The organism is Streptomyces sp. NPDC002209 (assembly GCF_042890265.1).
Lineage (GTDB): Bacteria > Actinomycetota > Actinomycetes > Streptomycetales > Streptomycetaceae > Streptomyces.
The window spans coordinates 86,346-100,451 of sequence record NZ_JBIARX010000009.1; the positions used below are offsets into that span (position 1 = coordinate 86,346).

At 69.6% G+C, this 14,106-nt stretch carries 13 protein-coding genes, 1 tRNA gene and 1 pseudogene; 5 read left to right on the top strand and 10 right to left on the bottom strand.

Translation table 11 applies throughout. From position 1 onward, the window contains the following. Nucleotides 1–153: 153 nt before the first annotated feature. Nucleotides 154–1,440: a sensor histidine kinase gene (locus ACFYXK_RS19390; RefSeq protein ID WP_389412208.1), complete on the top strand. Its 1,287-nt coding sequence runs from the start codon at nucleotides 154–156 to the stop codon at nucleotides 1,438–1,440. Between the two features lie 93 nt (nucleotides 1,441–1,533). Next, nucleotides 1,534–2,349, top strand: a complete 816-nt coding sequence (locus ACFYXK_RS19395; RefSeq protein ID WP_389412209.1) for a hypothetical protein — start codon at nucleotides 1,534–1,536, stop codon at nucleotides 2,347–2,349. Here the strand turns inward: ACFYXK_RS19395 and ACFYXK_RS19400 are convergent. From ACFYXK_RS19400 to ACFYXK_RS19425, 6 genes are all read right to left on the bottom strand, one after another. Then, nucleotides 2,330–3,709 (bottom strand): sensor histidine kinase, encoded by a 1,380-nt coding sequence (locus tag ACFYXK_RS19400; protein ID WP_389412210.1) that lies wholly within the window; start codon nucleotides 3,707–3,709, stop codon nucleotides 2,330–2,332. The two genes, ACFYXK_RS19395 and ACFYXK_RS19400, sit on opposite strands and share 20 nt — an antisense overlap. Then, nucleotides 3,706–4,368, bottom strand: a complete 663-nt coding sequence (locus ACFYXK_RS19405; protein ID WP_389412424.1) for a response regulator transcription factor — start codon at nucleotides 4,366–4,368, stop codon at nucleotides 3,706–3,708. The genes ACFYXK_RS19400 and ACFYXK_RS19405 overlap by 4 nt, the downstream gene beginning before the upstream one ends. 1 nt (nucleotide 4,369) lies before the next feature. After that, entirely contained in the window at nucleotides 4,370–5,026 is a 657-nt protein-coding gene (locus tag ACFYXK_RS19410) for a phosphatase PAP2 family protein (protein ID WP_389412211.1), read from the bottom strand. Further along, nucleotides 5,023–5,628, bottom strand: a complete 606-nt coding sequence (locus ACFYXK_RS19415; RefSeq protein WP_389412212.1) for a phosphatase PAP2 family protein — start codon at nucleotides 5,626–5,628, stop codon at nucleotides 5,023–5,025. The genes ACFYXK_RS19410 and ACFYXK_RS19415 overlap by 4 nt, the downstream gene beginning before the upstream one ends. Beyond that, nucleotides 5,628–6,296: a DedA family protein gene (locus ACFYXK_RS19420; protein ID WP_389412213.1), complete on the bottom strand. Its 669-nt coding sequence runs from the start codon at nucleotides 6,294–6,296 to the stop codon at nucleotides 5,628–5,630. The genes ACFYXK_RS19415 and ACFYXK_RS19420 overlap by 1 nt, the downstream gene beginning before the upstream one ends. A 386-nt stretch (nucleotides 6,297–6,682) precedes the next feature. Continuing rightward, entirely contained in the window at nucleotides 6,683–7,519 is an 837-nt protein-coding gene (locus ACFYXK_RS19425; protein WP_389412214.1) for an undecaprenyl-diphosphate phosphatase, read from the bottom strand. 513 nt (nucleotides 7,520–8,032) lie between these two features. Between ACFYXK_RS19425 and ACFYXK_RS19430 the strand changes: the two genes are divergently transcribed. Together ACFYXK_RS19430 and ACFYXK_RS19435 are read left to right on the top strand one after the other, a co-directional pair. Continuing rightward, nucleotides 8,033–9,196, top strand: coding sequence for a hypothetical protein (locus tag ACFYXK_RS19430; protein WP_389412215.1), 1,164 nt, complete (start codon nucleotides 8,033–8,035; stop codon nucleotides 9,194–9,196). A 322-nt stretch (nucleotides 9,197–9,518) separates the two neighbouring features. After that, nucleotides 9,519–9,824 (top strand): hypothetical protein, encoded by a 306-nt coding sequence (locus ACFYXK_RS19435; RefSeq protein ID WP_389412216.1) that lies wholly within the window; start codon nucleotides 9,519–9,521, stop codon nucleotides 9,822–9,824. Between the two features lie 189 nt (nucleotides 9,825–10,013). On the opposite strand, the gene ACFYXK_RS19440 is transcribed toward ACFYXK_RS19435, so the two are convergent. Further along, nucleotides 10,014–10,778 carry a hypothetical protein gene (locus tag ACFYXK_RS19440; RefSeq protein WP_389412217.1) on the bottom strand — a complete coding sequence of 255 codons (765 nt, stop codon included), beginning with the start codon at nucleotides 10,776–10,778 and terminating at the stop codon, nucleotides 10,014–10,016. Between the two features lie 1,064 nt (nucleotides 10,779–11,842). Here ACFYXK_RS19440 and ACFYXK_RS19445 point away from each other — a divergent pair. Further along, nucleotides 11,843–12,139, top strand: a complete 297-nt coding sequence (locus ACFYXK_RS19445; protein ID WP_389412218.1) for a hypothetical protein — start codon at nucleotides 11,843–11,845, stop codon at nucleotides 12,137–12,139. Here ACFYXK_RS19445 and ACFYXK_RS19450 read toward each other — a convergent pair. The 3 genes and pseudogenes from ACFYXK_RS19450 to ACFYXK_RS19460 form a co-directional block, all read right to left on the bottom strand. After that, nucleotides 12,112–12,716 (bottom strand): annotated as a pseudogene (locus ACFYXK_RS19450) (ATP-binding protein); the annotation flags it as partial. The gene ACFYXK_RS19445 and the pseudogene ACFYXK_RS19450 overlap by 28 nt on opposite strands. Before the next feature lie 79 nt (nucleotides 12,717–12,795). Next, a tRNA-OTHER gene (locus ACFYXK_RS19455) sits at nucleotides 12,796–12,914 on the bottom strand. 326 nt (nucleotides 12,915–13,240) lie between these two features. Beyond that, nucleotides 13,241–13,654 carry a hypothetical protein gene (locus ACFYXK_RS19460; RefSeq protein ID WP_389412219.1) on the bottom strand — a complete coding sequence of 138 codons (414 nt, stop codon included), beginning with the start codon at nucleotides 13,652–13,654 and terminating at the stop codon, nucleotides 13,241–13,243. Nucleotides 13,655–14,106 lie beyond the last annotated feature (452 nt).

The following is a 14,106-nucleotide window of genomic DNA, read 5'->3' on the forward strand; positions in this document are numbered from 1 at the left end:
CTCGCGTCCTTCGCGGGAAGTCTGACTGCTCTGTCCACGACGCTAGGAGGGGGACGGTTAGCGCCCGGCCCGCGCACGGTGAGAGGACGGCAAAACCCGCCGTCGGATTTCGAAGCCGCAGCCGTCGGACATGCGGCCCTCATGATGGGCGGTATGAGAGCGCGCGTGGTCCGAGTGGCCTTGGTGGCCGCGGCTGTGGCCCTTCTTCTGCTGGCCGTGCCGCTGGCGGTGGCGGTCCGGTTCACGTTCCTGGCCGACGAGAACGGGGAGCTGGAGCGGGAGGCCATGGCGACCGTCGTACGGGTCGGCCCCGACTTCGCCGCCGGCGACCCGGTGGAGCTGCCCGGCGGGCGGGATGAAGTAGGGCGGGGGATCTATGACGCCGCGGGCAGGCTCCGCTCCGGAGCGGGCCCGGCCACGGGAGGCGACACCGTTCGGGAGGCGCTGTCCGGCCGTGTGGCTCAGAGGCAGTCCGATGGCGAACTCGTCGTCGCGGTACCCGTCTCCAGCGGCGAGCGGGTCATCGGGGCGGTGCGCGCCTCGACCAGCGCCCGCACCGTCTGGAGCAGGGTGCTGTGGGGCTGGGCCGCCCTGCTCGGGCTGTGTCTGCTGGCGCTCGGCGCAGCCGTCGTCGTGGCCCGCAGGCAGGCGTCCGTACTCAGCTCCCCGCTGGAGGCCCTCGCCCGTACCTCCCTCGCGATCGCCGACGGAGATCTGACGGCGCGGGCCGACCGCAGCACGATCGCCGAGATCGACGAGGTGGCTCGTGCTCACAACGCGATGGTCGGGCGTCTGGCACGGCTCCTGGAACGCGAGCGGCACTTCACTGCCAATGCCTCCCACCAGCTGCGCACCCCGCTGACCGGACTGCAGCTCGGCCTGGAAGCGGCCCTGGTCGATCCGGACGCGGACGCGCGCGCCGCCCTCGCCGAGGCGGCGGAGCGGTCACGGCATTTGGACCACACCATCGACGAGGTGCTGCGGCTGGCCACGTCGGGCGCCTCGACACCGGCACCCGCCTCGCTCCAGCCGGTCGGTGACCTGCTGGAGGCGGCCGAGCGCCGCTGGCACGGCGTGCTCGCCCGGGACGGCCGCCGACTCGCGCTGGCCGGGGAGCCTGCGGCGGGACAGCTGCCCGTACCGGGCCGCTCCACCGACCAGATCCTCGACGTCCTCCTGGACAACGCCCACCGGCACGGCGCAGGGACCGTCACGGTGAGCCTGCGCGATCTGGGAGGTGCGCTCGCCCTGGACGTCGCCGACGAAGGATCCGCCGTACTGGACGCGCGGGCGATCTTCGAGCGGGGCACCGGAACCGGTTCGGGCATCGGGCTGGCTCTGGCACGAGAACTGGCCGGGGCGGCCGGAGCCCGGCTGACGCTGAGCGGGACCGCTCCCACCCGTTTCACCCTGCTGCTCCCGCTGGACGGGGACGCGTGACCCGGCTCGCGGCGAGTTTCTGCAGCAGGCTGAAGGCGAGGACGGGCAGCGTGCTCAGGATGCGTTCAGGCTGCGGCTGGCAGCGTCCACGGCATGACATACGAGACGCACCAGTCCCACGGCTCGGCCGCGCCCGCCGTGGCCCGCCGCAACAAGGTCCCCGAGATCACCGCCTACTTCTGGGTGATCAAGGTGCTGTGCACCACGGTGGGCGAGACCGCGGCGGACTACCTGAACGCGCAGCTCGGCCTGGGGCTGACGGGCACCTCCTGCGTGGTGACGGCCCTTCTGGCCTTCGCCCTGGTCGCGCAGTTCCGCACGGCCGCCTACCGGCCCGGCGTCTACTGGCTGGTCGTGGTGCTGGTCAGCGTCGTCGGCACGCTGATCAGCGACAACCTCACGGACAACCTGGGCGTGCCGCTGGAGGCCACGACCGCCGTGTTCGCAGTGGCGCTGGCGGCCACCTTCATCCTCTGGTTCAAGGCGGAGGGGACGCTGTCCATCCACCGCGTGGATTCGGTGCGCCGTGAACGGTTCTTCTGGGCGGCGGTGCTGTTCACCTTCGCGCTGGGCACGGCGGCGGGCGACCTGGTGGCCGAGCGGATGGCGCTGGGCTACTGGGTGGCCGCAGTCCTGTTCGGCCTGGTCATCGCCGCGGTCGCGCTCGCGCACTACGCCATGGGGCTCGGCACGGTGCTGAGCTTCTGGACCGTCTACGTCCTCACGCGTCCGCTGGGCGCCTCGGTGGGCGACTACCTGTCGCAGCCCTCCGATGAAGGCGGCCTGGGCCTCGGCACGGTGATGACCAGCGCATTGTTCCTCGCGGTGATCCTCGGCCTCGTGGTGTTCCTCACGGTGTCCCGGCGCGATGTGACGGACGGCGAGCAGTTCAGCCCGCCGGCAGCCTGACCACGAACCGCGTGCCCGGGCGATGACGTTCGTCGTACCCGACGTCACCGTCCACGGAGCGGGCCAGGCGCCGCGCCAGCGGCAGCCCGAGGCCCGCTCCGCCGTGTCCGTCGCCGGGGTCGGCGCGCCGTCCCGGGCGGAAGAGGTCCGGGGCGAAGGACGGCGGCACACCCGGTCCGTCGTCGGTGACCTCGATCAGGATGGTCGCGTCCTGGCGGCGGGCGCTCAACCGGACCCGGGAGCGGGCATGGCGCAGGGCGTTGTCGAGCAGGGGGCTCACGGCGCGTTCGAGCAGGGCCGGCGGTACGCCCGCCGTCAGGCCCTCGGCCACGGCCACGACACGGACGTCGACGACACGGACGTCGACCGGCCCCGGCGGGGCGAGCCGGACAGTGAGCCGGTTCAGTGCGGACCGGACGTCGACGGTGCCCCGATGGGCGCCGGTGCTGCCGCGGGCGTCGTCGAGCAGGGTGTCGCAGATGGTGCGCATGGACGTTGCGGCGTCTTCGATGGCGGCGCAGGCGAGTCGTGCCTCGGAGGCAGAGCGTGGCCGGCTCTGCCACCAGTCGAGTTCGGCGATGATCCGGGCGAGCGGGTTGCGCAGTTCGTGGGAGAGCTCCCGGGTGAGCTGCTGTTCGTGGCGCAGTCCGGCCCGGATCCGGTCCAGCAGGGCGTCCAGCGAGCTGCCGAGCCGGGCGAGTTCGTCGGGCCGCCGGGCGTCGCCGAACCGGTCGTCGCAGGTGAGCGTGCTCCAGGCAGTGGCCTGTTCGGTCATGGTGCGTACGGGACGCAGCGCACGGCCCACCGCGAGGCGGGTCAGCAGGTACGTACAGGCCAGCATGACCGCGTCCAGTGCGAGGGACGCGTACAGCACGGTGTCCGCGGAGCTGCGGTAGGGCGTGAGGCCGATGGCCGTGACCACGGTGGCCTGAGCGCTTCCGGAACCGGTGACGGGCTGGGTGCACAGCCGGACCGGCTCCTGCCCTTCGGTGGTGGCACAGCGCCGGCCGCCGCCGGCCGCCAGTGCGTCAGCGGCCCTGCTGAGCGGTCCGCCCGCCGCCGTGCCGGGCGGGGTTTCGAGCCGCACCGGTCCGGAGTAGATCCAGACGTCGGCGTCGAGGGCCTCGTCGTCGGGTACTTCCACGACGCGGGCCGTGGTCCCTGTGGTGTCCACGGTCGCGGCGATGGCGGCGGCCCGGGTGTGCAGGTGGTCGTCCGCCTGCTGCTGGAGTCGCTGGCGGACGACGGTGTTGAAGACGACGGTGAGCACGACCATCAGCAGCGCCGCGGCCACGAACGCGACCAGCGAGAGCCTGCCCCGCAGAGTACGCGGCCCCCGGCCGCGCAGGGGCCCCTTCATGACAGGCGGTGTCCCATTCCACGGCTGGTGGTGATCGCCTGGCCGCTGCCGGCGGTACGCAGCTTGCGGCGCAGCCGGCTGAGGTACTGGTCGAGGGTGTTGTCGCTGACCTGGGCGCCCTCGGGCCAGCCGGCCCGGACGAGTGCGCGGCGGGTGACGAGGCCGCCCGCAGCGGCGATGAGCACGGCGAGCAGCCGGAACTCGGTCGGGGTCAGCTCCACGGGGGTTCCCGAGACGGTGCACGTGTGGCGGACCGGGTCGAGCAGCAGATCACCCGTCGTGGCGGGTGGCCGCGGGCCCGCCCTCCTGAGGGCCGCCCGCAGGCGGGCCGCGAGCTCGGCGAGGTGGAAGGGCTTGGCGAGGTAGTCGTCGCCTCCGGCGGAGAATCCGGTCAGCCGGTCGGTGAGGTGGTGGTGTGCCGTCAGGAATACGACGGGCCCCGGGAACCCGCGCGCCCTGAGGGCCTGGCAGACGTCCCGGCCGTCGGCATCGGGGAGGCCGACGTCCAGGACGACCGCGTCGAAGCCGTCCCCGGCCAGCCGCAGGGCGCAGGCCCCGTCCGGTGCGGGCGCCGGGTCGAAGTCCTCGTCGCGCAGGCCGCGCAGCAGTACGTCCCGCAGCGCGTGATCGTCCTCGACGACGAGGATGCGCTGCCGCACGTCAGCCGTCGGCCGCAGGCCGGTCACCGGTGCGCCACAGGTACGCGAAGGTGAGGAGGGACAGCCAGGCGGTGGCGAAGAGCCAGCCTCCGATGACGTCGGTGAACCAGTGGACTCCGAGGTAGACGCGCGTGAGGCCGACCACGGCACCCCACAACCCGATCACTGCGACCGCGGTGCGCGGCACCCTGGAACCGCGCAGGAACAACGCGGCGATCAGGAGCCCGGCAGTCATCGCGGCGGTGCTCGTATGCCCCGAGGGGAAGGACCAGCCGGAGGCGGGCGTCGCCCAGTCCTCGACTGCGGGGCGGGGGCGGGCGATCAACGTCATGACGGCGTAGCGCAGGGTCTGCCCCGCGCCCAGGCACAGGAGCAGCGCGGCGGCCGTGATGGCGCGCTGACGGGTGGTGCGCCCTGCGTACAGGCCGGCCAGCAAGAGCAGGACGTACGGGATGAAGCCGGTGCCGGTGTCGGTGACGACGCGGGCCGACGCCGATGCGATGGCCGGGCGGTGCTCCACGGACCAGCGGTGCAGGTTCACGTCGGCGGGCAGCAGATGATCCGGGGTGCGTACGACCCACATCGCCAGCAGGGCGAAGAGGACGGCGGCGGTCAGGGCCAGCCACCCGGCGCGGCGGGCGAGTCGGGCGCGGGTCATGTGGCGGCCAGCAGCGGACGCAGAGGGCCGCTCTTCAGCCGGTCGGCCAGCGTGTTCTGGCTGCGCCGGACGGTCCAGGCCGAGGCGGCGGCCACGAGTGCGCCGACGAGGAAGCCGGCCAGCACGTCGTGCGGGTAGTGGACGCCGACCCAGACTCGGGAGGCGGCCATCAGTACGGCGGCCACCAGGGCGACGGCGCCGAGCCGACGCGATACGAAGAGCAGCGCGACGGCGGCCGCGGCCGCGAGGGCGGTGTGGTTACTGGGGAAGGACCAGTCGCCCGGTGCGGGGCACGCCTCCAGCGTGGGCACCCCCAGGGTCTGGCACGGCCGGTCCTCGCGGACGGCGAGCTTCACCAGCAGGTCGATGCCGAAGGCGAGGAGGGTGATCAGCGGGACCGCGAGGGCGGTGACCACGGCCGGGGTGCCGGCGCGGCGGGCCCGCCACCATGCCGCCAGCATCAGCAGGGCGAACAGGGCCAGGCCGTAGCTGGACCAAGCGGAGATCAGCGTGTCCAGCCAGCCTGGAGCCCGGTGGGCGAGGTCGACCACGTCGGAGTAGGCGGAGCCGTCGACGCTCGAACCGTCGTACGCGGGGGTCATCAAACGGATCCGTTCTGGTGCTGGCCCGCCCGTCGGGAACGGAGCAGTTCGATCGCCAGGGGCAACAGGGACAGGGCGACGATGACGGCGACGATCGGCAGCAGGTACCGGTCGACGTCGGGGATGGACGAGCCGAGCGCGTACCCGGCCAGGACCAGGCCGACCGTCCAAACGAGACCGCCGACGACCTGCCAGAGAGTGAAGACACGGGCCGGGACGTTCAGGGCGCCGGCGAGCGGGTTGAGGACCGTACGGACCACGGGGACGAAGCGCGCCAGCACGATCGCCTTGGCGTGCCCGTACTTCGTCAGCAGTTCGTCGGCACGCTGGGCGCCCTCATGGAGGCGCTTCGACCGGCTGCGGGTGAGGAGGGTTCCGCCCGCGCGACGCCCGATGAGGTATCCGCACTGAGCGCCGGCCAGCGCACCGACCACCGAGGCGGCCAACACGGCAGGGAGCGACAGCGTCGCGCTCTTGTCCGTCGTACCCGCGCACAGGAGGCCCGCTGTGAACAGGAGCGAGTCCCCGGGCAGGAAGAAACCGACCAGCAGCCCGGTCTCGGCGAACAGCACCACCGCGATGCCGATCACCCCGAAGGTGGCGAGGAGGGAATGGGCGTCGAGCAGGTTGACCGCGAGGTGGGTTGCGGCGTGGACGGAAGCGGCCATGCAGGTGGGGCCTCTCACAGGAGCCAGGCGGAAGGCGACCGGGCGGGTCTACTGCACTGTAGACGATCGTGGGATAAGGGCGAGGTCAATGGGCCGGGCCACCAGCCGACCGCAGGCCGGCCGGAGAAGTGGAGGTATGCGTGCTCGCGGGGGCGGCGGCCGTGAGGATGCGCTCGCACGGTTCGTCCGTGCGATGTGCTGCGGGACCTGCCGAAGGCGGCCGCGAGCGACGGGACGCAGGGAGGTCCTCACGGCCGACGGCCGACGGCCGGGGTCCGCGGGTTCGGCCGGGCCTGTTGCCGGTGAACGAGGTCAGCCCCTGCTCCGAGGAGCTGAAGTCTGTGGGGTCCGGCCGCGGCCGGACCCCACGCAAGCGGAGGCGGCTGTCAGGCGGTGAGGACCCCGGTACCGAGAAGGCCGAAGAGCAGGACTGCGATGGCGATGCGGTAGATGACGAAGGCGTTGAAGGAGTGCTTGGCGACGAACTTGAGCAGCCAGGCGATGGAGGCGTAGGCGACGGCGAAGGACACCAAGGTGCCGACGACCAGCGGGAGGGTGTCCACGCCCGCGCCGACCGCGTCCTTGAGCTCGTACAGGCCCGCGCCGGTCAGGGCGGGGATGCCGAGGAAGAAGGAGAGGCGAGTGGCGGCGACGCGCTCGAGGTCGAGGATGAGGCCGGTCGACATGGTGGCCCCGGAGCGGGAGAAGCCGGGGAAGAGCAGGGCGAGGATCTGTGAACAGCCCACCAGCATGGCGTCCTTGAGGCCGGTGTCGTCCTCGCCGCGCTTGTGGCGGCCCATCTGGTCGGCGGCCCACATGAGGCCGCTGCCGACGATCAGGGAGCCGGCCACCACCCACAAGGAGGCCAGCGTGCTCTCGATGAGGGGTTTGGCGGCCAGTCCCACGACCACGATGGGGATGGTGGCGTAGATGACCCACCAGGCGAACTTGTAGTCGTGGTGGTACCGCTCCTCGCGGTTGACCAGGCCGCGCCCCCACGCGCTCATGATCCGCACGATGTCCTTGAAGAAGTACACCAGGACCGCGGCGATGGCTCCGACCTGGATGACGGCGGTAAAGGCGACGACGGCCTTGTCGTCCACCGGGATGCCCATCAGCCCCTCGGTGATCTTCAGGTGGCCGGTGGAGGAGACCGGCAGGAATTCGGTGACCCCTTCGACGATGCCGAGGATCGCCGCCTGTCCGATGCCGATGGTGCTCAATTCGTCAGCCCCTGAAGTTGGTCCGATGTGTTGGTGGTGAAGCGTCAGGCGGGGCCGCGGCCCCGGCCGGTGCCCGGTCCGGTCGCAGCGTTGGCGGCGGGGGGATCGGGGGAGAGCCGGCCGTGGCACACTCGGGAAGACCCCCACCGTCTACACGCGTGTAGAAGACGAGGGTGACTGTAGAGGATGGGCAAGGAGGCAGCCAACAGCGGCCGCGCACGACCACCCCGGGAGCGGCCGCGGCCTGTTGGGTTCGACGTACACGTCCGCGGTTGCGTGCCCTGCGCAATGGTGGGGGTTGCGCAACGGGGAAGGTACGCCCCTGCAACGCTTCCGTGCGCTGAGAGGGGGGCGTGGTTGCCGGGCGGCGACTCGGTTAGCGTCCCGGTAGGCGGGGCGCGGGCACGCACCCCGGGGGACGCGACGCGAGGGGGGCTCGTGTTGTTCAGCGCGCGACGGAACAGGGCGTTTCGAGGACGGTTGATGTGGCTCCCGGCCTTGGTGCTGGTACTCGTGGCCGCCATGCTGACCGGTTTGGCGGGCCGCGCCTCGGCAGCCCCGATCGGGACCGTCAGCGATACCGGATTCGAAGAGCAGAACAGCCGCACCATTTCTGCTCCATGGTCAGGCGAGGGCCCGGACTACAAGGGCATCGACATCGACCTCGGTTACCACAAGACCGGACGGAAGAACGCGTTCATCCGCACCTCCAGCCGCAACTGGAACGCCGTCGCTCAGAAGGTGACGGTGAAACCCCAAACGGTGTACTACCTGGAGGGCTGGGTGCGGACTTCCGGCAACTACACGACCGGGTACTTCGGAGCACGCGGAACGAACGGCCGCACGATGGTCCAGAAGAATTACGGAAAGGTCATCTCCAACGGGGCCTACCAGTTCCTCCACATGGCCTTCAACTCCGGCACCAACACCTCGGTCACCCTCTACACGGGCTACTACGCCCCCGGCGCGGACTCCTGGGTCCAGATCGATGACATCGCCCTCACCGACACGCCCCCCGGCCACTGGGCCGGCTACGCGGTGCCCAGCAGCCCGGTCAACGCGGCGCCACACGCCGTGACCGCAGTGTGGACCGAGCCTTCCGTCATCTGTCGTCAGGAAAACCCCGACAACCACCTCAGTGTCTGGGTGGGCCTCGACGGGATTGCCAGCAGTCCCACCGAAAGCCTGGTTCAGGTCGGCGTGCATGCCACATGCCGAGGCGAGCTCTACCCACAGCATCAAGCCTTCTGGGAAGTCATCAACGCGGGCGTCGATACCCGCGAGCAGCCCATCTCCATGGTCGTATACGCCGGGGACCGCATGTCGGCCTCGGTCGTCCGAAGCGCCGCCGACCCCGCCAACTACATCCTCACCATCGAGAACCTCTCCCGACCCGGACAACGCCAGACCCTGACCAAGAGGGCACCCGCGGCACGCTCGGAGAGCGCTGAGATCATCGTGGAGCGCCCCTACGTGTTCACTTTGGACTCGACCTGGCCGAAGACCGTCAACGTGCCGTTCTCCTATGTCACCGTCGACGGCGCCCCGCTCTCAGGCTATGAGACGCTTCCGTTCCAAGGGCGACAGAACGACACGGGAACGGTCTACAGCCCCTCGCCCGCCATCACCGACAGCGGCGGCTACAGCAACTTCACCGTCTCCTCTCATCCGGGGTAGGCAGCTGCGGCTGCTTCGGGCGACACTCCGGCACGGCACGCTCGGAGGAAGCAGCGCCGGGATCAGACCGCCGACGAGGCAGAGCGCCCGGCTCTGGCCGCCCTCGCGGAGGACCGCCCCGTGACGCACTGAAGGCGTGGTGCAGTGCCCAGATCCCTTCTCGACCAGGCACGGCAACAGGGCCCGGATCCATTGAGGATCCGGGCCCTTCCGGTGCGGTTGCGGGGACAGGATGTGAACCTGCCTCGCCGCCGCCGCCGCCTCCTCCTCGGCGGCCGAGACTCTCGCGCCCGACCCGGGCATCCGCCACACCAAGGTCGTCGTGCCGACGGCGATGGAAGGCATGGTGTGCGACAAGGGCAACGGCGGTTTCCGCTTCGGCAGCGACCTGGACGTCATCGTCACGGGTGACGAGGGCCTGAAGGAGATCGAGGCCGACAGCGGTCACTCCGTGGACGAGGTGTCCTGCTTCGGCAGCCCGCGGAACGTCGTCCGCAAGGGCACTCGCTCGGCGACCGTGCCCACCTTCACCACGCGGACGAACCTCTACGCAGCCGCCGCCCGGACCAGGGACTTCGTCATGCAGTCGCTCGGAGCGCCCGGCAGTCCGACCGGGTTTTGGCGGTAGATCCGCGATCTTGATACCGGTTCGGCGACTGGGGCGGTATTGCCAGGTCAGGGGTTCTCCGTTCCGGTTCTGCCAGTTGATTTCCTCTCTGATGGCCAGGTTTCCCGCTTCGGCCGGTTCGCCGCTGATCCGATCGGCAACCCGGCCCCCGCGGTGCCCCCGTGGCCGAGGGCCGCCCGAGCGGCCCGCTCACTGCTTCGTCAGAAGCAGCCCGGGAAGCGCGATGACCGGAGCCGCCCCGTTGCCGTCGACGATGTGCACCTGGGTCGCGGGTCCGCCCGGAATGCACGCGAGCGCGCCCTCACGGTGTAGCCACAGCTGGACCGAAGTCGACATCTGCGGGTAGTCGAAGACCCATCTGCCCTGCTCCGTGCACGTCCCGACCCGCAGGGTGTACTCACCACCCTCCCCGTGATCCGTCCGCTCGGCCAGGGTCAGAGACGCGTCGTCCTTCGAGGCGGTCCACACTCCCGGATAATCCGTGTACGGCCCGGAGTAGGAGCCGCAGACCGACGCCACCAGCACGACGACGGCGATTGCGACTGCGGCGCGGGACGGCTGGATCGACAGCCCCGTCGGGCTGCCGGTGCACAGGACGGTGGCCGCGCACGAGGCGGCCATCGCGACGGTGCACCAGACTACCCAGGGCCCCGAGCCTGCCCTGACCAGCATGACCAGGAGTGCGAGCGCGAGGATCCACGAGGCGGCTGCCCGCCAGACGACAGTGGTGTTCCGGGCATCGCGCAGCCTCAGCACCACGACCGCGATCGGCAGGACCGCCAGGGTCATGGCGAGGAGCATTGCGCACACCAGGACGAGGGTCCCATCGAATTCCGGCACCAGCATGGTGGTGTCCGCCAAAGCGAACGTCCCCACCAGCCCCGCGACCTCCACCGCGAGCGCCGACCACAGCACGACGGCGAGCCGTCGGCCCGTCGTTTCTTCCCCCACCAAAGCCCCCAGGATTTGAGCATGTTCAATTAGCGGAGTGCATCGTACTGGAACCTGCCATCCCGTCAGGAAGCAGGTACCCGGAGCCGGGCCTGCCCGCCGTACGAAGCAGTGGCACCGCGCCGGACAGCGACGGCAGTGGTCTGCAGGACGGACAGGTCGGCGATCTCGGTGGTGACGCCGGCGAGGAGGAGGCCGAGAAATGCGGTACGGCTGCGTCGGCCAGGCGCTGCACGCTTCGGGAGGTCATCCGGAGTTCGCGGGCGACCGCCCGACGGCTGTGGCCTTCGCCGAGCATTCCGCGCACGATACGCATCGCTCGGTGACTTCCCCGAGGTTGCGCCAGAGATGGAATCGGTCTGCCTGCCGGTTTCGACATCGACCAGCACAGTCCCGTAGATACGGCCCTTGTGCATCGCGTACTCGTCGATACCCACCACCCGCGGGGCCGACGGCTGAGGGTCAGGCATCGCATCGACCAACCGAAGCACCGTGCTGCGGCTGGCGGAGATACCGAAGACGTCTGCAAGACGGACTCCAGCGCGGCCGGCCAACGCAAGACCCACCTCGGCCAAGGCCGAACGCAGCCGATCAGTCCGCTGAGCGTGACGGCGGGTCAGTCCCGGGATCTGCTCAACGAAGGTCTGCCGTCCACAGGAGGTGACACGGCAGCCATGGGGCATTTCAGGACGATCGAGCGATGGCCGCTATGGAGATCAACAGTCACGGGGCGTGGATGGTCCACAGAAGTTGAGCCAGAACCTCACTTTGGGCAGCACTTGACGATCTCGACCCAGCAGTGATGAGGATCGTTGAAACTGGGTCTCACCGCAGTTCCGTGAGAGATCTCGGAGCGCCTTGCCCTGGCAACAGGGGCGTCTCCGCGCTACTACTGTGCTGCTGGTAGATCGTCGTGACCAACGAAGGGAGCTGAGTTGTGCTGACCACTACGCACCCGCCGTAGGTGCCTCTGGAAAGCCCAGAGGGCCCTACGGAGGCTCTCGATGTCCCGAACTGTCCGCACGACTCCCTGGCGACTCCGCGTCCAAGAGGGCGCATCGGAGTCCATGTCGCTGTACGACCTGCGCTATGCGAATGCCGAACTGGCTCGAGCCGCCCGCGAAGGCCGTCGCCCCGCCCCGGCGAAGTCGCTGCGCCGGATCACCTCTTGGCAGTGGATGGTGCTCGACTGCAGGAAGGGCTCGTTTTCCGCAGAGATCGCTACGGCTGAGGGCCGCGCCCGGCTCCAGGGTCGACTCGAGGCCCAGCGGATCCGCGGACTGCACCGCGCTGGCCACGAACTTGACGACGCGGACATGCCGCCGGTCCGCCACCGTCATGGTGCGCTCTGGGATGCCTGGTAGAGGCGAGGTGCCCAGGACTGACCGGCACTCACGAGCGTAGGAAGTGCGCACTGGTGACGGCCCTCCACCCTCCGGGCGGAGGGCCGTCGAGCAGAAGCCTGCGCGGTCATCCGGCCTTGGCAGGCGCTTCGGTCGAAGGTCAGTCGGTCGGCGGCCGCGCAGAGGCGGGGGTCGGTGAAGGTCTTCGTCCAGCCGCCGAAGGACTCATTGGAGGCGATGGCGACGCTGTTCTTCTCCTTGCGCTCGGTGAGGACCTGGAAGCTGCTTCTCGTCGCTGGCCTCCACCAACTCGTTCACCAGCTCGGTGGCGAGCGCGTAGCTGACCCGGTAGCTCTGCAACGCAGCCTCGATGGCCATGGTGCTGAGCATGGGGGACTTGCCGGTGCCGGAGTCGCCGATCAGGCAGAGCGGCTGGCTCGTCTAGATCCACTCGCAGTCGGCGAGGGTGTTGATCACGGCGGGGCGATGTTGGGAACGGCGTCGGAGTCGAAGGTCCGCAGCGAATGTCCCGGGGAAACCCGGCCTTGATCCGCCGCTCCGAGCGGCGGCGGGCGCGGTCGTCACACTTGACGCCCAAACTCGGGCTCTGGCACAACTTCTGAGGCTATGGCGGCGATGCGGCAGGTTCGTGCGCTGGACTACGTTCAGGTTGGCTGCGGTGCCGACGGGATTTGAACCCGCGGACAGATGGGAGCAGGTCCGCCCCTTCTCCGTCAGTCGGCGTGGGAGGGACCTCGCCCACGGCGATCGCAATGGGCCGCTCTGCCACGGCACCGCAACCAGCGGGAATGCGCGCACTCCCGCTGCGACTCAGGGTAGAGACACCGTTCTCTGCAGACGAATCCTTATCCGGGAAGCCGGAGAACGTTGCCATGGGTCCACAGAGGTTGTGCCGGAGTCCAAACTCGTGAACAACTGACGTCAGGACTCGGGTTCTGGCGCAGATTCCGTGAACGATCTTGAATCGGATGTCAGCGGCCAGTTCGACTTCCCTGTCGTAGGCCAAATGACAGGGGAGCCACCTGGCCGCCGATGACTACTGAACGTGAGGCTGGCGTCCCATCGTCGGGCAACGCTGGTCCTCCGGAGGCAGCCAGGCGGTCAGGCGGGCGAGCCTCCAGACTCAATCATCCTGACCAGGTTGGTGATGTCCTTGTGGAAGGTGAACTCGCGCAGGAGCGTGGCCCAGCGACCGTCTTGCCACCGCCAGACGAAGTTGTAGAGCACCGGGACCCCCTCATCTACCCGGCGCATGATGATCGACCCATGGCCGTCGTACACGCTGGTAGCCAGAAGACGGACGTCGTCGAGTGACTCACCCACCTTCAATCCCTGGTCCCGCAGTGCACGGAAGCGCGCCATGAACTGGTCCTTCGTCAGGGTCACTACCTGGCCTTCTTCGTCGAACCGAATGTTCTCGAAGCTAGGGTCGTAGAGGGCATCCAGCCTCTCCACGTCCATGGCCAGGCCGGCGTTCATGTACTCCCACATACGATCCACGAGCGACTGATTCACGATCGGCTCTCCCTCATTTGGTGGTTCCGCACGCACGGGTCTCACGGGCGGTCGTGGAAGGCATGAAGTTTCATGGACGCCACCGACCTCATCCCCAAGGTCGCTGCACCCACCGACAAGGCGCCGACAGTCGTTGTCCATGACCGACAGACGTCCGACACCGCTGCACCAGCCACGGAGGGTGCCGTCGTGACTGGCCGTACTTGGGGATGCGCAACTGGCCGCCGACACTCGGGTTCCACCAGCCTCGTGTGACATCCAATCCGCGCAACTCACGTGATGCGTTCCTCCTGCCGACGGAGGGCCAGCAAGATCGTTCACGGAATGTGTGCCAGAACCAGGACTCGTGATTTGAAGCCAGGCTGCCGCTCGCGCCTCGGTGCGGGCCGGGGCACGGCCAGCCGGTTTCGGCTTTCCGTCCGCCGCTGTACTCGGTGGGGCGGTGGGGCGGT